Below are 14,750 nucleotides of genomic sequence, written 5' to 3'. Positions count from 1 at the left end.
TGCGGGCGTGCGGAACAGGACGTGCGGCTGCTGCGGATGGTGCGGCTCGTGCTGGACGTACGGCTCGTGCTGGACGTACGGCTGGTGCTGGACGTGCGGCTCGCGGGTGATGCGGCTCGCGCAGGTGGCGTCAGGAGGTGCGTGACGCCGTGACCGGTGGTGCTTTTGTTGCGTCTTTTGCTGTTATTTCGGTGGAACGGGGTGAAGCGTGTGCCGTACGGCCTGACGTCGGGGTGCCGGTGTCAGGCCGGGGAGAAGAGGTGGTCGCTGATGAGGCGGGCCGCGCCGGTGACTCCGGCGGTCGGCCCCAACTCCCCCAGAACGATGGGGAGGTTGCCGGTGGCCAGCGGCAGTGACTGGCGGTAGACCTGGGTACGGACGCTGGCCAGCAGGGTGTGGCCGAGTCCGGTCACCCCGCCGCCGATGACGACGAGGCCCGGGTTGAAGAAGCTGACGAGTCCGGCGATGACCTGGCCGACCCGGTTGCCGCCCTCGCGGATGAGGTAGAGCGCGGTGGGGTCGCCGGCGGCGGCGGCCACGGCGACATCGGCTGCGGTGAGCCGGCCGGCCGCTTCGAGGCGCGCGGCGAGTTCGGCGGAACGGCCCGTACGGGCGGCGTCCTCGGCGTCCCTGGCCAGCGCGGCACCGCTGAAGTGGGCTTCCAGGCAACCTCTGTTGCCGCAGACGCAGGCGCGTCCGTCGGGCTCGACCCGGATGTGGCCGATGTCGCCCGCGCTGCCGGTCGTACCCCGGTAGACCTCGCCGCCGACCACTATGCCGCAGCCGATACCGGTGCCGATCTTGATGCAGAGGAAGTCGCCCACGGAGCGTGCGACGCCCGCGTGCTGCTCGCCCATCGCCATCAGATTCACGTCGTTGTCGACCATGACGGGGCAGCCGAGATCCTGGCTGAGCGCCTCACGTACGGGGAAGCCGTCCCAGCCGGGCATGATCGGCGGCGCGACCGGTACGCCTTCGGGGAAGCGGACGGGGCCGGGGACGCCGATGCCGGCGCCGTCGTAGCCGTCGGCCAGTCCGGAGGCCTTGAGCTTGGCGGCCATCGCGAGCACCTGCTCGAAGACGGCGACCGGGCCCTCACGGACGTCCATGGGGTGGTTGACGTGGCCGAGCACTTCGAGTTCGGCGTTGGTGACGGCCACGTCGATGGACGTGGCGCCGATGTCGACGCCGAGGAAGCGCAGGGCGGGCGCGAGCCGGATGTTGTGGGAGCGACGGCCGCCGCGCGACGCGGCGAGTCCGTCGGCGACGACGAGTCCGGTCTCCAGCAGCCGGTCGACCTCGACGGCGAGCTTGGAGCGGGAGAGGTCGACCTGATCGCCGAGCTGGGCGCGGGAGTTGGGCCCACCGTCACGCAAGAGCCGGAGCAGTCGCGCCTGATGAGCGTTCGCGGGTCGTGCGGTCATACGTCTCACGCGCCCCTCCCCGCCTCTCGGCTGTGTGTGCGTCGCTACGTCGGGTGTCGTTTCGACGGGCTTTCGAGGGGAACGTAGCAGCGCTTGACCCGAGTGGGAAGAAGTTGAGCAGGAATCCCTCCTAACTTTCTCCACAGTCAGGACAAAGACAGATGGCCGTGTACGGGGACCGGGCGCGCGAAAGGCGCCCCCGTAACCCGTCGGGGGCGCCTCACTCTTCATTCGCACACGTGCGAATCCATCGGACCGGGTGTCGGGGCGGGTGTCCGAGCGGACGTCGGACCCGGCTCAGACCTGGGTGTCCCCGCGGTGGTGGTACGTGGTGCGCGTCTGCTCAGTGTGGGTGCGCATGACCTCCGTGGCGGCCTGCTCGTCCCGTGCGGAGATCGCCGCGATCAGGGCCCGGTGCTCGATCCAGGACTGCTTGCCGCGCTGCCGTGCCACCGGTGTGTAGTACCAGCGCACCCGGCGGTCCACCTGCGCCGCCAGCTCCGCCAGGACGACGTTCCCCGCCAGTTCCATCACCTTCGCGTGGAACGCCGCGTTCGTCGCGACCGTGAGGTCCACGTCGTCGTCGGCCACCGACTGCTCGCCCTTGGCGCAGAGTGCCTCCAGCGCCGCGATCCCCGCCGAGCCCGAATTCGCAGCCGCAAGCCTCGCCGCCTCGGCCTCCAGGAGCGTACGGACCGAGAGCAGCTGGTCCGCCTCCGCCTCGGTCGGCTCGTGGACGAACGCGCCCTGTGCGGGCCGCAGATCGACCCAGCCCTCGGTGTTCAGCCGTTGCAGCGCTTCGCGTACGGGCTGGCGGGAGACCCCGAGATGGCCGGCGAGCTCGCTCTCCACCAGGTGCTGTCCGGGCCGGAGTTGACGGACGGTGATGAGTTCGAGGAGAGCCTCGTAGACACGCTCGCGCAGCGGGCCAGGGCGTTCGAGTTTGGGCACTGAGCCCTGCGGCAGTCCTGCGGACAACATTGCGGTCCCCCATCCTGGCTGATCCACGGCAAAGACCTCGGCAACAGAGAGCAACGATTGGCTATCGTCTACAGTCTACCGAGAACCGTAGCGGTCAGGGGCAGCGGATGACCTGCCCGGCGTAAGAGAGATTCCCGCCAAAGCCGAAAAGCAGCGCCGGAGCGCCCGATTCCACCTCGCCGCGCTCCACCAGCTTGGACAGCGCCATCGGGATCGACGCGGCCGAGGTGTTGCCGGAGTCCACGACATCGCGCGCGATGACCGCGTTGACCGCGCCGATCTTCTGGGCGACCGGCTCGATGATCCGCAGGTTGGCCTGGTGCAGTACGACGGCGGCCAGGTCCTCGGGCGCGATGCCCGCGCGTTCGCAGACCTTGCGGGCGATCGGCGGGAGCTGGGTGGTGGCCCAGCGGTAGACGGACTGGCCCTCCTGTGCGAAGCGCGGCGGGGTGCCCTCGATCCGTACGGCGTTGCCCATCTCCGGCACCGAGCCCCAGAGCACCGGACCGATGCCCGGCTCCTCGCCCGGCCGGACCGCCTCGACGACCGCCGCGCCCGCGCCGTCGCCGAGGAGGACGCAGGTCGAGCGGTCGGTCCAGTCGGCGATGTCGGCCATCTTGTCCGCGCCGATGACCAGCGCGCGGGTCGCGGCACCGGCCCGTACGGCGTGGTCGGCGGTGGCGAGCGCGTGGGTGAAGCCGGCGCAGACCACGTTGAGGTCCATCACGGCCGGCGAGCCCATGGAGAGCCGGGCGGCCACCCGCGCGGCCATGTTCGGCGACCGGTCGATCGCCGTGGACGTGGCGACCAGGACGAGGTCGATGTCCGCGGGGGTCAGGCCGGCCGCGGCGAGCGCCTTGGCCGCGGCGTGCGCGGCCAGCTCGTCCACCGGCTCGTCGGGCCCCGCCACATGCCGTGTCTTGATACCGACACGGCTCGTGATCCATTCATCACTGGTGTCGACCATGCCCGCCAGGTCGGCGTTGGTGAGCACCTTGGCGGGCTGATAGTGCCCGAGCGCGGCGATACGAGTGCCGGTCATGCCCGGACCCCCTCTTCGGTCGACGTCAGGAGATCCCCAGTCTCGTCAGCGACTCACGAGTAAGGGGGCAGGCGACCCAACAGGATTCCCCGCCTCCTCTTGGAGACTCCGGATCATCCGGTGTCGTCCGAGGTCACCAGCCGTCACCCGGAGTCACCCGGTGAACAGCTGAGTGGCCTTTCGGACCAGTTCGTACAGACCGTACGCGAGAGGGACGCCTACCCAGAGCCACGCGAAGACGATCAGCGCGGTTCGCCGGGACTCAGACACTGCGCTCCCGCTCTGCGGTGCTGTGCTCATCGGGGGTCTCCTTCCGTTCTTCGGACTTCGGCGCTTCGGACTTCGATGCTTCGGACTCAGGCGCTTCGGACTCAGGCACCTCGGGTGCGGTGCCGGGTGCGGTGTCCGGCAGATGGTGGCGCGGATGTACGGGGCGGACCAGCTCGTTGGCCACGAAGCCGACGACGAGCAGCCCGATCATGATGGTCAGCGAGAGTCCGTACAGTCCGGGGCCGCTCTTGCCGGCCTCCTCCTGGCTGTCGGCGACCCGGTTGACGATGAGCGGGCCGAGGACGCCGGCCGCCGACCAGGCGGTGAGCAGCCGTCCGTGGATCGCGCCCACCTGGTAGGTGCCGAACAGATCCTTGAGGTACGCGGGGACGGTCGCGAAGCCGCCTCCGTAGAAGGAGAGGATCACCAGCGCGCAGATGATGAACAGCGGCTTGGACGTGTCGCCGAACTGCGCGATCAGCAGATACATCAGGGCGCCCACGCCCAGGTAGAGGCGGTAGGTGTTCTTCCGGCCGATCACGTCGGAGGTGGACGACCAGCCGATCCGGCCCGCCATGTTGGCCGCCGACAGCAGCGCGACGAAACCGGCCGCGGCCGACACGGAGACCGGCGTGTCGGTGTCGGCGAAGAAGTCGGAGATCATCGGGGCGGCCTTCTCCAGGATGCCGATGCCCGCGGTGACGTTCATACAGAGGACGATCCACAGCAGCCAGAACTGCGGTGTGCGCACGGCCGACCTGGCGGAGACCTGGGCGGTGGTGATCAGGGCCGACGTGGGCGCCGCCACCGCGGCCTTCGGCGCCGCGTCGGGGCGCGGGACGCGGATCAGCAGGACGCCGAGCAGCATGAAGACCGCGTAGACCAGGCCGTGCACGAGGAAGGCCTTGGCGATGCCGTCGTCCGTGGAGCCGAACGACTCCAGCATCTGCGCGGACCACGGGGACGCGATGAGCGCGCCGCCGCCGAAGCCCATGATCGCGATGCCGGTCGCCATGCCGGGCCGGTCGGGGAACCACTTGATCAGCGTCGAGACGGGCGAGATGTAGCCGATGCCGAGTCCGATGCCGCCGACGAAGCCGTAGCCGAAGACGATCAGCCAGAACTGCTCGGTCGCGGCGCCGAGCGCGGAGAGCAGGAAGCCGGACGAGAAACAGATGAGAGCGACGGTCATCGCCCAGCGTGGGCCGTTGCGTTCGACGAGCGTGCCGCCGAAGGCGGCGGACAGGCCGAGCATCACGATGCCGAGCTGGAAGGGCAGGGCGCTCTGGGTGCCGGAGAGGCCGAGGGCGGATTCCAGCGGCGGCTTGAACACGCTCCAGGCGTAGGCCTGCCCGATCGAGAGGTGCACGGAGAGCGCCGCGGGGGGTACCAGCCAGCGGCTCCAGCCGACCGGGGCGAGTGGTGGGGTCATGGTCGCGAAGCCTAGGAACCGTCCGGACCGTTTGGGAAGATCTTTGACCGGTCGGTTCACGTCGACCGTATGCCGACGACAGAAGCCTTGTCGGCAGTTATTCCATACTGTAGACAATATATCGTCGGCAAAGTATGTCCCTTTCGCTGATTCCGCGCTTCTCCCAACACCCTCAGAGCGAACGGAGAGCCCCACGGTGAAAGTCGCAGTCGTCGGCGCCGGTGCCATCGGCGCCTATGTCGGAGCCGCGCTCGATCGAGCAGGCGCCGAAGTCCATCTCATCGCCCGTGGACCGCACCTGGCGGCCATGAGGCAGCACGGAGTCCGGGTGTTCAGCCCGCGCGGTGATTGGACCGCGCGGGTGCACGCCACCGACCAGCCGGCCGACATCGGTCCGGTCGACTATGTGTTCCTGGGCCTCAAGGCGAATTCGTACGCGGCGTGCGGGCCGCTCGTCGCGCCTCTGCTCCAGGACCACACGGCGGTCATCGCCGCCCAGAACGGCATTCCCTGGTGGTACTTCCACCAACACGGCGGCCCGCACGACGGCCGCCGCATCGAGAGCGTCGACCCCGGCGGCTCGGTCAGCGCGGTCCTGCCGCCGGAGCGCGCCATCGGCTGTGTGGTCTACGCGGCGACGGAGCTGGAAGGGCCGGGCGTCGTACGGCACTTGGAAGGCACCCGGTTCTCCATCGGGGAACCCGACCGGTCGCTCTCGCCGCGCACCAAGGAGTTCGGCGAGGCCATGCGGGCGGGCGGGCTCAAATGTCCGGTCGAGGCCGAACTGCGCGACGAGATCTGGATCAAGCTCCTCGGCAACATCTCCTTCAACCCGATCAGCGCGCTGACCCGCGCCACGATGCGGGAGATGTGTCTGCACCGCACCACCCGGGAGGTCATCGAGCTGATGATGACCGAGACGCTCCGGGTGGCCGAGGCACTCGGCTGCCACCCCGACATCTCCGTCGAACGCCGGCTGGCCGGCGCCGAACGGGTCGGGGACCACCGGACCTCCACGCTCCAGGACCTGGAGAAGGGGAAGCCGATGGAGCTGGACGTGCTGCTCGCGGCCGTCGTCGAACTCGCCGCGATGTGCGACATCGAGGTGCCGACGCTCCGTACGGTCGACGCGATCTCGGACCTGCTGGCCCGGGGCGTCGCCGCGTAGGTCCGCGGCCGGTCGCACCGGTCCCCGCTCGCCGGACGGGCTCGATCGAGCCCGTCCGGCGAGCGGGGACGAACCGGCCCGCCCGGCGGACCCGGCGCTCCCGGGCCCCACACAAAACCCCTACGCAAGGCTTCCGCTTCCCGCGGCTCATCGGGATACTGTATGCAATGGCGCGGCCACAGGCCATGACTCATGAGGGAGCGCAGCGTGAAAAGCAGCGCAAGAAGGCGGGATCGCACGCCGAAGACCTACGCCAGGCTCGAACACCCGCTGGTGCGGGACGAGAAGGGCGGCCCGTTCCGCCGGGCGACCTGGGAAGAAGCACTGGACCGGGCGGCCGAGGGGCTGGGTGCCGCGCGCGGCGCGTTCGGCATGTTCTCGTGCGCGCGGGCCACCAACGAGATGAACTACGTCGCGCAGAAGTTCGCGCGCGTGGTGATGGGCACCAACAACGTCGACTCCTGCAACAGGACATGTCACGCCCCGAGCGTCGCCGGTCTCTCCGCGGCCTTCGGATCCGGCGGTGGCACCTCCTCGTACGGGGAGGTCGAGCACACGGATCTGATCGTGATGTGGGGCTCCAACGCCCGCTTCGCGCACCCGATCTTCTTCCAGCACGTCCTCAAGGGCATCAGGAACGGCGCGCGGATGTACGCCGTCGACCCCCGGCGCACCAGCACCGCCGAGTGGGCCGAGAGCTGGATGGGGCTCAACGTCGGTACGGACATCCCGCTCGCCCACGCCGTGGGCCGCGAGATCATCCACGCCGGCCTGCACAACAAGGCGTTCGTCGAGCAGGCCACCACCGGCTTCGACGAGTACGCGGCCGAGGTCGAGCCGTGGACGCTCACGGTCGCCGAGAAGGTGACGGGCGTGCCCGCCGCGGCGATCCGCGACCTCGCCCACGCCTACGCCCGTGCCGAGCGCGCCCAGTTGTGCTGGACGCTCGGTATCACCGAGCACCACAACGGCACCGACAATGTCCGGGCGCTGATCAATCTCTCGCTGCTCACCGGGCACGTCGGACGGTTCGGCTCCGGGGTCCAGCCCCTGCGCGGGCAGAACAACGTGCAGGGCGGCGGCGACATGGGGGCCATCCCCAACCGGCTGCCGGGCTTCCAGGACATCCTCGAACCGGATGTGCGGCGGAAGTTCGAGACCGCGTGGGACACCGTGATCCAGCCCCGCTACGGCCTCAACCTGACCGACATGTTCGAGGCGATGGAGACCGGCGATCTGAGGGCCGTCTACTGCATCGGCGAGAACCCGGCGCAGTCCGAGGCCGACAGCGAGCAGGCCGTGACCCGGCTGAAGGCGCTCGACTTCCTCGTGGTGCAGGACATCTTCCTCACGAAAACGGCCGAGTTGGCGGACGTGGTCCTGCCCGCCACCGCCGCCTGGTGCGAGACCGACGGCACCACCACGAACAGCGAGCGCCGGGTCCAGCGCGTACGCAAGGCGCTCGACCCGCCGGGCGAGGCGCGCGAGGACATCGACATCATCTGCGACCTGGCCGGCCGGCTCGGGCACCCGTGGAAGTTCGCGGACGCCGAGACCGTCTGGAACGAGCTGCGCGCCCTGTCGCCGGACCACTTCGGGATGACGTACGACCGGCTGGCCGAGCACCAGGGCATCCAGTGGCCGTGCCCCGACACCGAGCGGCTCGAACCCACCTATCTGCACGGCAGGTTGTGGGACGCGGACCCCGCCAGGCGCGGCACGCTCGCCCCGTTCGGCATCGTGAAGCACGATCCACCGGTGGATCTGACGGATGATCAGTATCCGATCAGGCTCACCACTGGGCGGCGGCTCGACTCGTACAACACCGGTGTACAGAGCGGGAGTTACGCCTCCCCGCTGCGCCGCGGCGAGTATCTGGAGCTGTGCCCGGAGGACGCGGAAGCGTATGGGGTCGAGGTCGGTGAGGAGGTCCAGATCTCCTCACGGCGCGGCACGGTGCGGGCGCCGGTGTGGATCGACCCCGGGCTCCGTCCCGGACTGGCCTTCATGACCATGCATTTCCCGGACGAGGTGGACACCAACCAGCTGACGATCGAGGCGAACTGCCCGATCGCCGGCACCGCCGAGTTCAAGGCCTCGGCCATCCGGATCGAGAAGTTGCCCGGATACGTGACAGAGATGTCCGCGACAGCGGCGAGGAGCTGAGAATCAGTGGACCTGCACTTCGGTGACAGCAAACCGACGGACGAGGAACGGGCGGCGGTCGACTCGCTGCTCGGCCCCGCCACGTCGGCGTGGGAAGGCGCGGAGGACCGTTCGGACACGGATCTGCGCTGGGCCCGTGGTGGTCGCGAGGCACGCGAACGGCGCGATCTGCTGTTGCCGGGGCTGCACGCCGTCAACGACCGCGTCGGCTGGATCAGCGAAGGCGCGCTCGCCTATCTGTGCCGGCGGCTCACGGTGCCGCCGGCGGAGGCGTACGGCGTGGCGACGTTCTACGCGATGTTCGCGCTCAAGCCCCGGCCCGCCAAGGTGCTGCACGTCTGCACCGACCTGGCGTGCGCGGCGAAGGGTTCCGGAGAGGTCTGCGCGGATCTGGAGGAACGCGTCGGCGCGGCGGGCGCGGTGGCCGAGGGGTTCGCCTGGCAGTCGAGCCCGTGTCTGGGGCTGTGCGAACGGGCCCCGGCGGCACTGGTGTTGCAGGCGGGCACCCCGTCCGACACGGTGCCCGCGCAGCGGGACCCCCGGCTCAAGGGCGTCGGTGCCTCGGCGTCGGCGAATGACCGGGCCCGGCCGGACGAGGCGGACGGGGCGGACGGGGGCGGCGAAGTCACCCCCCTCCGGGCTGCTCCCGCCCCGACCGGCGCGGTGGTCACTCCCCTGCGCAGGCCCGTCAACGGTCCGTCGGCCGAACCCGCCCCCCGGCGGCAGGCGTTCGCCGTCATCGCACCGGCCACCGCCGACGCGCTGGTCGACGCCGCCACGGCTCCGCGGGAAGCCCCCGAGGAGCCCTCCGCCGCCATGGCCGTACCCCAGGCCGGTCAGGAGGGACTGCTGCTGCTCCAACGGGTCGGCGTCGTCGACCCGTACAGCATCGACGACTACCGTTCCCACGGCGGATACGGCGCCCTGCGGCGGGCGTTCGACATCGGGCCGGCCGGAGTGATCCGCGAGGTCACCGACGCCGGACTGCTCGGCCGCGGCGGCGCCGCCTTCCCCACCGGGCGCAAGTGGCAGGCCACCGCGTCCCAGCCCGAGCGGACGCACTATCTGGTCTGCAACGCCGACGAATCCGAGCCCGGCACCTTCAAGGACCGGGTGATCATGGAGGGCGACCCGTTCGCCCTGATCGAGGCCATGACCATCGCCGGTTACGCCACCGGCGCCCACGTCGGCTACCTCTATCTGCGCGGCGAGTACCCGCGCGCCCTGCACCGTCTGGAGAACGCCCTCACCCAGGCCCGCCTCCGCGGCTTCCTCGGGGACGACGTCCTCGGCCAGGGCTACGCCTTCGACATCGAGATCCGCCGGGGCGCCGGCGCCTACATCTGCGGCGAGGAGACGGCCCTCTTCAACTCGATCGAGGGCTTCCGCGGCGAACCGCGCTCCAAGCCGCCGTTCCCGGTGGAGAAGGGCCTGTTCGGCAAGCCGACGGCCGCCAACAACGTCGAGACGCTGATCAACGTGCTGCCCATCCTGACGATGGGCGCCGAGGCGTACGCGGCGATCGGCACCGAGAACTCCACCGGACCGAAACTCTTCTGCGTCTCGGGCAACGTCGAGCGGCCCGGCATCTACGAGCTGCCGTTCGGCGCCACGCTCGGCGAACTCCTCGACCTCGCGGGCACGCCGACCGAGATCAGGGCCATCCTGCTCGGCGGCGCCGCGGGCGGTTTCGTACGGCCCGACGAGCGGGACATCCCGCTCACCTTCGAGGGCACCAGGGCCGCCGGCACCACCCTCGGCTCCGGCGTGATCCTGGTCATGGACGGCACCGTCGGCCTGCCCCGGACACTGCTGCGCATCGCCGAGTTCTTCCGCGACGAGTCCTGCGGTCAGTGCGTGCCCTGCCGGGTCGGCACCGTCCGCCAGGAAGAGGCGCTGCACCGCATCAAGGACCGTACGGGCGCCGAGGCGTCCGACGACATCGCGCTGCTGCGCGAGGTCGGTCAGACCATGCGCGACGCCTCCATCTGCGGTCTGGGACAGACCGCGTGGAACGCCGTCGAGTCCGCCATCGACCGTCTGGGGGCTTTCAAGTGACCGTCATACCTCTTCAACTGCCGCGCCGTCTGCTTGAGTTCACACTCGACGGCGAGCCGACCCGGGTCCCCGAGGGCTCCACGATCCTGGACGCCTGCCGGGCCGCGGGCAAGGACATCCCGACCCTCTGCGAGGGCGACACACTCACGCCGAAGAACGCGTGCCGCGTGTGCGTCGTGGAGGTGGAGGGCGCCCGTACGCTGGCCCCGGCCTGCTCACGCCGGGCGGAGGCCGGGATGACGGTCCTCACCGACTCCGAGCGCGCCAGGACCAGCCGCAAGGTCGTCCTGGAGCTGCTCGCGTCGTCCACCGACCTGTCCACGACACCGCGCGCGGCCGAGTGGATCAAGGAGTACGAGGCCAAGCCCGACCGGTTCGGCCCCGACGCCGCCCGGGTCAACGAGACACCGAAGATCGACAACGATCTCTACGTCCGGGACCTCGACAAATGCATCCTCTGTTACAAGTGCGTCGACGCGTGCGGCGACCAGTGGCAGAACACCTTCGCCATCTCCGTCGCCGGGCGCGGCTTCGACGCCCGGATCTCCACCGAGCACGCCGTGGCGCTCCCCGAATCGGCGTGCGTCTACTGCGGCAACTGCATCGAGGTCTGCCCCACGGGCGCCCTCAGCTTCAAGTCGGAGTTCGACATGCGCGAGGCCGGGACCTGGAACGAATCCGCGCAGACCGAGACCACGACGATCTGCGCGTACTGCGGTGTGGGCTGCAACCTCACCCTGCACGTGCAGGACAATGAGATCGTCAAGGTCACCTCACCGCACGACAACCCGGTGACCCACGGCAACCTGTGCATCAAGGGGCGCTTCGGCTACCAGCACGCACAGCAGCACTAGCACCGCCACCGGGTACCGGGTACGACAGCGACAGAGCAGAATCCGAACGAGCGAGGAACGGGGAGGATCACCATGGGACGGGTCACCGAGCGCCGCCGCACCATCCGCATCAGGGACGGTGCCGTCACCACCCGCCCCGACACCCTCGTCGCCGAGGAGCCCATGGAGATCCGGCTGAACGGCAAGCCGCTCGCCATCACCATGCGCACCCCCGGCGACGACTTCGCACTCGCCGCCGGATTCCTGGTCAGCGAGGGCGTCCTCGGCTCGGCCGAGGACGTCCGCTCGATCGTGTACTGCGCGGGGGCGACGGACGACGGCGGGAACACGTACAACGTGGTGGACGTCCAGCTCGCGCCCGGCGTCCCGATGCCGGACATCACGCTGGAGCGCAACGTCTACACCACGTCCTCGTGCGGCCTCTGCGGCAAGGCCAGCCTCGACGCCGTACGCACCACCGCGCGCTTCCCGATCGCCGACACTCCCCCGGTCCGTGTCGAACCGGCTCTGCTCTCCCTCCTCCCCGACCGGTTGCGGGCGGCACAGCAGGTCTTCGACCGGACCGGGGGTCTGCACGCGGCGGCCCTGTTCTCCGAGGACGGCGAACTTCTCGACATCCGGGAGGACGTGGGCCGCCACAACGCGGTCGACAAGCTCGTCGGACGGGCGCTCCAGCAAGGGCTGCTGCCGCTGTCACGGGTGATCCTGCTGGTGTCGGGCCGCGCGTCCTTCGAACTCGCCCAGAAGGCGGTGATGGCCGGAATCCCGGTCCTGGCGGCGGTCTCCGCGCCCTCGTCGCTCGCCGTCGACCTCGCCGCGGAGGCCGGGCTGACCCTGGTCGGCTTCCTCCGCGGCCCCTCCATGAACGTGTATGCCGGCGACGACCGCATCGCCCTCCACAGCGAGGTGTGACGCGCTGCCGCTGCACGGGATACACGGGATAGGGACCCGGCCGGCGGGGAGCGCCCCCTGCGCCGGCCGGGTCTTGCCCCAGTTTCTTCCTGGGGCTCGGTTCGCCTCCGGGGCGCCGTGAGTCGATGTCGACGGTCGACCGTGCTCGGCCCCTCGTTCCTCGGGGCCCGCGCGCGCTCTCCCTTTCGACACCGCCGCGCCCCTTCGGCTCACTCGCCAGGTCCCCCGCCCGGCCGTCCTGGCGCCCTACCGTCCTGCCCGGCTCACTCGGCGGCGGCTCGGCCGACCCGGGGCTGGGCCGAGCGAGGTTCAGCCGGTCGCGGCTCCTCCGGCAGCGGGTCGAGTGAGCGGCGCTTCGCGATCATCGCGCAGACCACCAACTGGAGCATGTGGAACAGCATCAGCGGCATGACCGCCAGGCTGGCCTGCGCGCCGAACAGCACGCTCGCCATCGGCAGCCCGGCCGCGAGGCTCTTCTTCGACCCGGCGAACTGGATCGCCACCCGGTCCGCCCTGCCGAAGCCCAGGCGCCGCGCCCCGTACCAGCTGACCGTCAGCATCGCCGCGAGCAGCACCACCTCGACAGCGAACAGCGCACCGAGCCGCCCCGGAGTCACCTGGTGCCAGATTCCCGCGACCATGCCCTGGCTGAAGGCCGTGTAGACGACCAGCAGGATCGATCCGCGGTCCACCCGGCCCAGCAGCGTGCGGTGCCGGGCGAGGAAGCCGCCGACCCAGCGCCGTAGCAACTGCCCCGCCACGAACGGCAGCAGCAGCTGCGCCACGATCCGCAGCAGCGAATCGGGCGAGAAGCCACCTCCGCCGCCTCCGCCGCCTCCGCCGAGCAGGAGGGCGGCCAGCAGCGGCGTCACCACGATGCCCGCGATGCTGGAGAAGGACCCGGCGCAGATCGCCGCGGGCACGTTGCCGCGCGCCATGGAGGTGAAGGCGATGGACGACTGGATCGTCGACGGCACCAGGCAGAGGAAGAGCAGCCCGCTGTACAGCTCCGGCGTCAGGACGAAGGGCACGAGCCCGCGCGCGGCCAGCCCGAGCACCGGGAAGATCAGGAACGTGCAGGCCAGGACGGTCAGATGGAGCCGCCAGCTCTTGAGCCCGTCCATCGCCTCGCGGGTCGAGAGCCGGGCGCCGTAGAGGAAGAAGAGAAGCGCGACCGCGCCGGTCGACGCCCCGCCGGCGACGTCCGCAGCGGTACCGGACGCGGGCAGCAGTGCCGCGAGGGCGACGGTGCCGAGGAGGGCGAGGATGTACGGGTCGACGGGCAGCCAGGACGGCAGCCGCCGGCGCGGGGAGGAGGACGAGGGGGACGAGGTACGGCGGCGGTTCATGTGCTCCACTGGCTCTTGCTGTGCTCTGGATCCGGTACACCTGGGGACGTGTCGCCGATCTTGTCCGTGTTCCGGGACGGATCGCGCGCTCTCCATCGTCCAGGCTCCGGGCTTGATCGGGAATCCCGCATACGGCTCTGACTGTCATCACGTTCCGCGATGACCCGGACTACCCTGTGCCGCATGTACGACATGTACGACCCCGCGCAGCTCCGCACCTTCCTCGCCGTGGCGCAGACCCTGAGTTTCACGCAGGCCGCGCGGCGGCTGGAGGTACGGCAGTCGACGGTCAGCCAGCACGTACGGCGGCTGGAGGCCGCGGCCGGGGACCGGCAGCTCTTCACCCGTGACACGCACAGCGTGGAGCTGACCGAGGACGGCGAGGCCATGCTCGGCTTCGCCCGTACGATCCTCGCGGCCCACGAGCGCGCGGCGGCGTACTTCTCGGGGACCCGGCTGCGCGGCAGGCTCCGCTTCGGCGCCTCCGAGGACTTCGTCCTGACGCGGCTCCCCGAGATCCTGGAGTCCTTCCGTACCGACCATCCCGAGGTCGACCTGGAGCTGACCGTCGAACTCTCCGGCACGCTGCACGAACGACTGGCGGCCGGTGAGCTGGATCTGGTGCTGGCCAAGCGCCGGGGCGGTGACACGCACGGCGAGCTGGTGTGGCAGTCCACGCTGACCTGGATCGGGGCGCCGCGTCTGCGGATCGACCCCGAGCGGCCGGTGCCGCTGATCCTGTTCCCGGCGCCCGGCATCACCCGTGCCCGCGCGCTGGAGGTCCTGGAGGCGGACGGCCGCGCGTGGCGCATCGCCTGTACGAGCGCGAGCCTGAGCGGACTGATCGCGGCGGCCCGCGCGGGGCTCGGCGTGATGGCGCACAGCCGGGGCCTGATCCCGCCGGGCCTGGTGCCGGTGCCGGCCCGCGCGGCGCTGCCGGAGCTGGGCGACGTGGACTTCGTCCTGCTGCACGGGCACGGACGCCAGGACGCGGAACGGGGCGGGCGCGGTCGTCGTGCCGGGACCGCGGGAGCGTCCGACCGGAGCCCGGCCGACGCGCTCGCCGACGCCATCCTGGCCGGCGGCGACCGTCT

13 protein-coding genes are annotated in these 14,750 nt (G+C 70.5%); 7 read left to right on the top strand and 6 right to left on the bottom strand.

Annotated features, from left to right (window positions below; all coding sequences use genetic code 11):
• The first annotated feature begins 21 nt into the window (after positions 1-21).
• A complete protein-coding gene (locus tag P3L51_RS17835) occupies positions 22-153 on the top strand; it encodes a hypothetical protein (protein WP_354606234.1) in 132 nt (43 codons plus the stop codon).
• Between the two features lie 89 nt (positions 154-242).
• On the opposite strand, the gene P3L51_RS17830 is transcribed toward P3L51_RS17835, so the two are convergent.
• The 5 genes from P3L51_RS17830 to P3L51_RS17815 form a co-directional block, all read right to left on the bottom strand.
• The gene (locus P3L51_RS17830; RefSeq protein ID WP_354606233.1) at positions 243-1,424 is read right to left on the bottom strand and encodes an ROK family transcriptional regulator; all 1,182 of its coding nucleotides are present in this window, start codon (positions 1,422-1,424) and stop codon (positions 243-245) included.
• Positions 1,425-1,721: 297 nt separating this feature from the next.
• Positions 1,722-2,405, bottom strand: coding sequence for a GntR family transcriptional regulator (locus P3L51_RS17825; protein WP_354606232.1), 684 nt, complete (start codon positions 2,403-2,405; stop codon positions 1,722-1,724).
• Positions 2,406-2,499: 94 nt separating this feature from the next.
• Positions 2,500-3,447 carry a beta-ketoacyl-ACP synthase III gene (locus P3L51_RS17820; RefSeq protein ID WP_354606231.1) on the bottom strand — a complete coding sequence of 316 codons (948 nt, stop codon included), beginning with the start codon at positions 3,445-3,447 and terminating at the stop codon, positions 2,500-2,502.
• A gap of 153 nt (positions 3,448-3,600) precedes the next feature.
• Positions 3,601-3,747 (bottom strand): MFS transporter small subunit, encoded by a 147-nt coding sequence (locus tag P3L51_RS36000; RefSeq protein ID WP_435594475.1) that lies wholly within the window; start codon positions 3,745-3,747, stop codon positions 3,601-3,603.
• Entirely contained in the window at positions 3,710-5,149 is a 1,440-nt protein-coding gene (locus P3L51_RS17815) for an L-lactate MFS transporter (RefSeq protein WP_354606230.1), read from the bottom strand. The genes P3L51_RS36000 and P3L51_RS17815 overlap by 38 nt, the downstream gene beginning before the upstream one ends.
• Before the next feature lie 196 nt (positions 5,150-5,345).
• On the opposite strand from P3L51_RS17815, the gene P3L51_RS17810 reads away from it, so the two are divergent.
• The 5 genes from P3L51_RS17810 (at position 5,346) to fdhD (ending at position 12,307) form a co-directional block, all read left to right on the top strand.
• Entirely contained in the window at positions 5,346-6,317 is a 972-nt protein-coding gene (locus P3L51_RS17810) for a 2-dehydropantoate 2-reductase (RefSeq protein ID WP_354606229.1), read from the top strand.
• Between the two features lie 207 nt (positions 6,318-6,524).
• On the top strand, positions 6,525-8,483 hold the full coding sequence (locus P3L51_RS17805) for a molybdopterin oxidoreductase family protein (RefSeq protein WP_435594474.1): 1,959 nt from the start codon (positions 6,525-6,527) through the stop codon (positions 8,481-8,483).
• Between the two features lie 6 nt (positions 8,484-8,489).
• Positions 8,490-10,541: an NAD(P)H-dependent oxidoreductase subunit E gene (locus tag P3L51_RS17800; RefSeq protein WP_354606227.1), complete on the top strand. Its 2,052-nt coding sequence runs from the start codon at positions 8,490-8,492 to the stop codon at positions 10,539-10,541.
• Complete coding sequence (locus P3L51_RS17795) at positions 10,538-11,395, top strand: 2Fe-2S iron-sulfur cluster-binding protein (RefSeq protein ID WP_354606226.1); 858 nt, start codon at positions 10,538-10,540, stop codon at positions 11,393-11,395. The genes P3L51_RS17800 and P3L51_RS17795 overlap by 4 nt, the downstream gene beginning before the upstream one ends.
• A 72-nt stretch (positions 11,396-11,467) precedes the next feature.
• A complete protein-coding gene (fdhD, locus tag P3L51_RS17790) occupies positions 11,468-12,307 on the top strand; it encodes a formate dehydrogenase accessory sulfurtransferase FdhD (RefSeq protein ID WP_354606225.1) in 840 nt (279 codons plus the stop codon).
• Between the two features lie 263 nt (positions 12,308-12,570).
• Here the strand turns inward: fdhD and P3L51_RS17785 are convergent, their stop codons facing one another.
• Entirely contained in the window at positions 12,571-13,656 is a 1,086-nt protein-coding gene (locus P3L51_RS17785; protein WP_354606224.1) for a bile acid:sodium symporter family protein, read from the bottom strand.
• 192 nt (positions 13,657-13,848) lie between these two features.
• Here P3L51_RS17785 and P3L51_RS17780 point away from each other — a divergent pair.
• The coding region (locus P3L51_RS17780) for a LysR substrate-binding domain-containing protein (protein ID WP_435594476.1) at positions 13,849-14,750 on the top strand (902 nt) is incomplete at its 3' end.

This window comes from Streptomyces panacea (genome assembly GCF_040560175.1).
Lineage (GTDB): Bacteria > Actinomycetota > Actinomycetes > Streptomycetales > Streptomycetaceae > Streptomyces > Streptomyces panacea.
The sequence above is the reverse complement of the archived record's forward strand: the minus strand, read 5'-3'. Positions and strand labels throughout refer to the sequence as shown.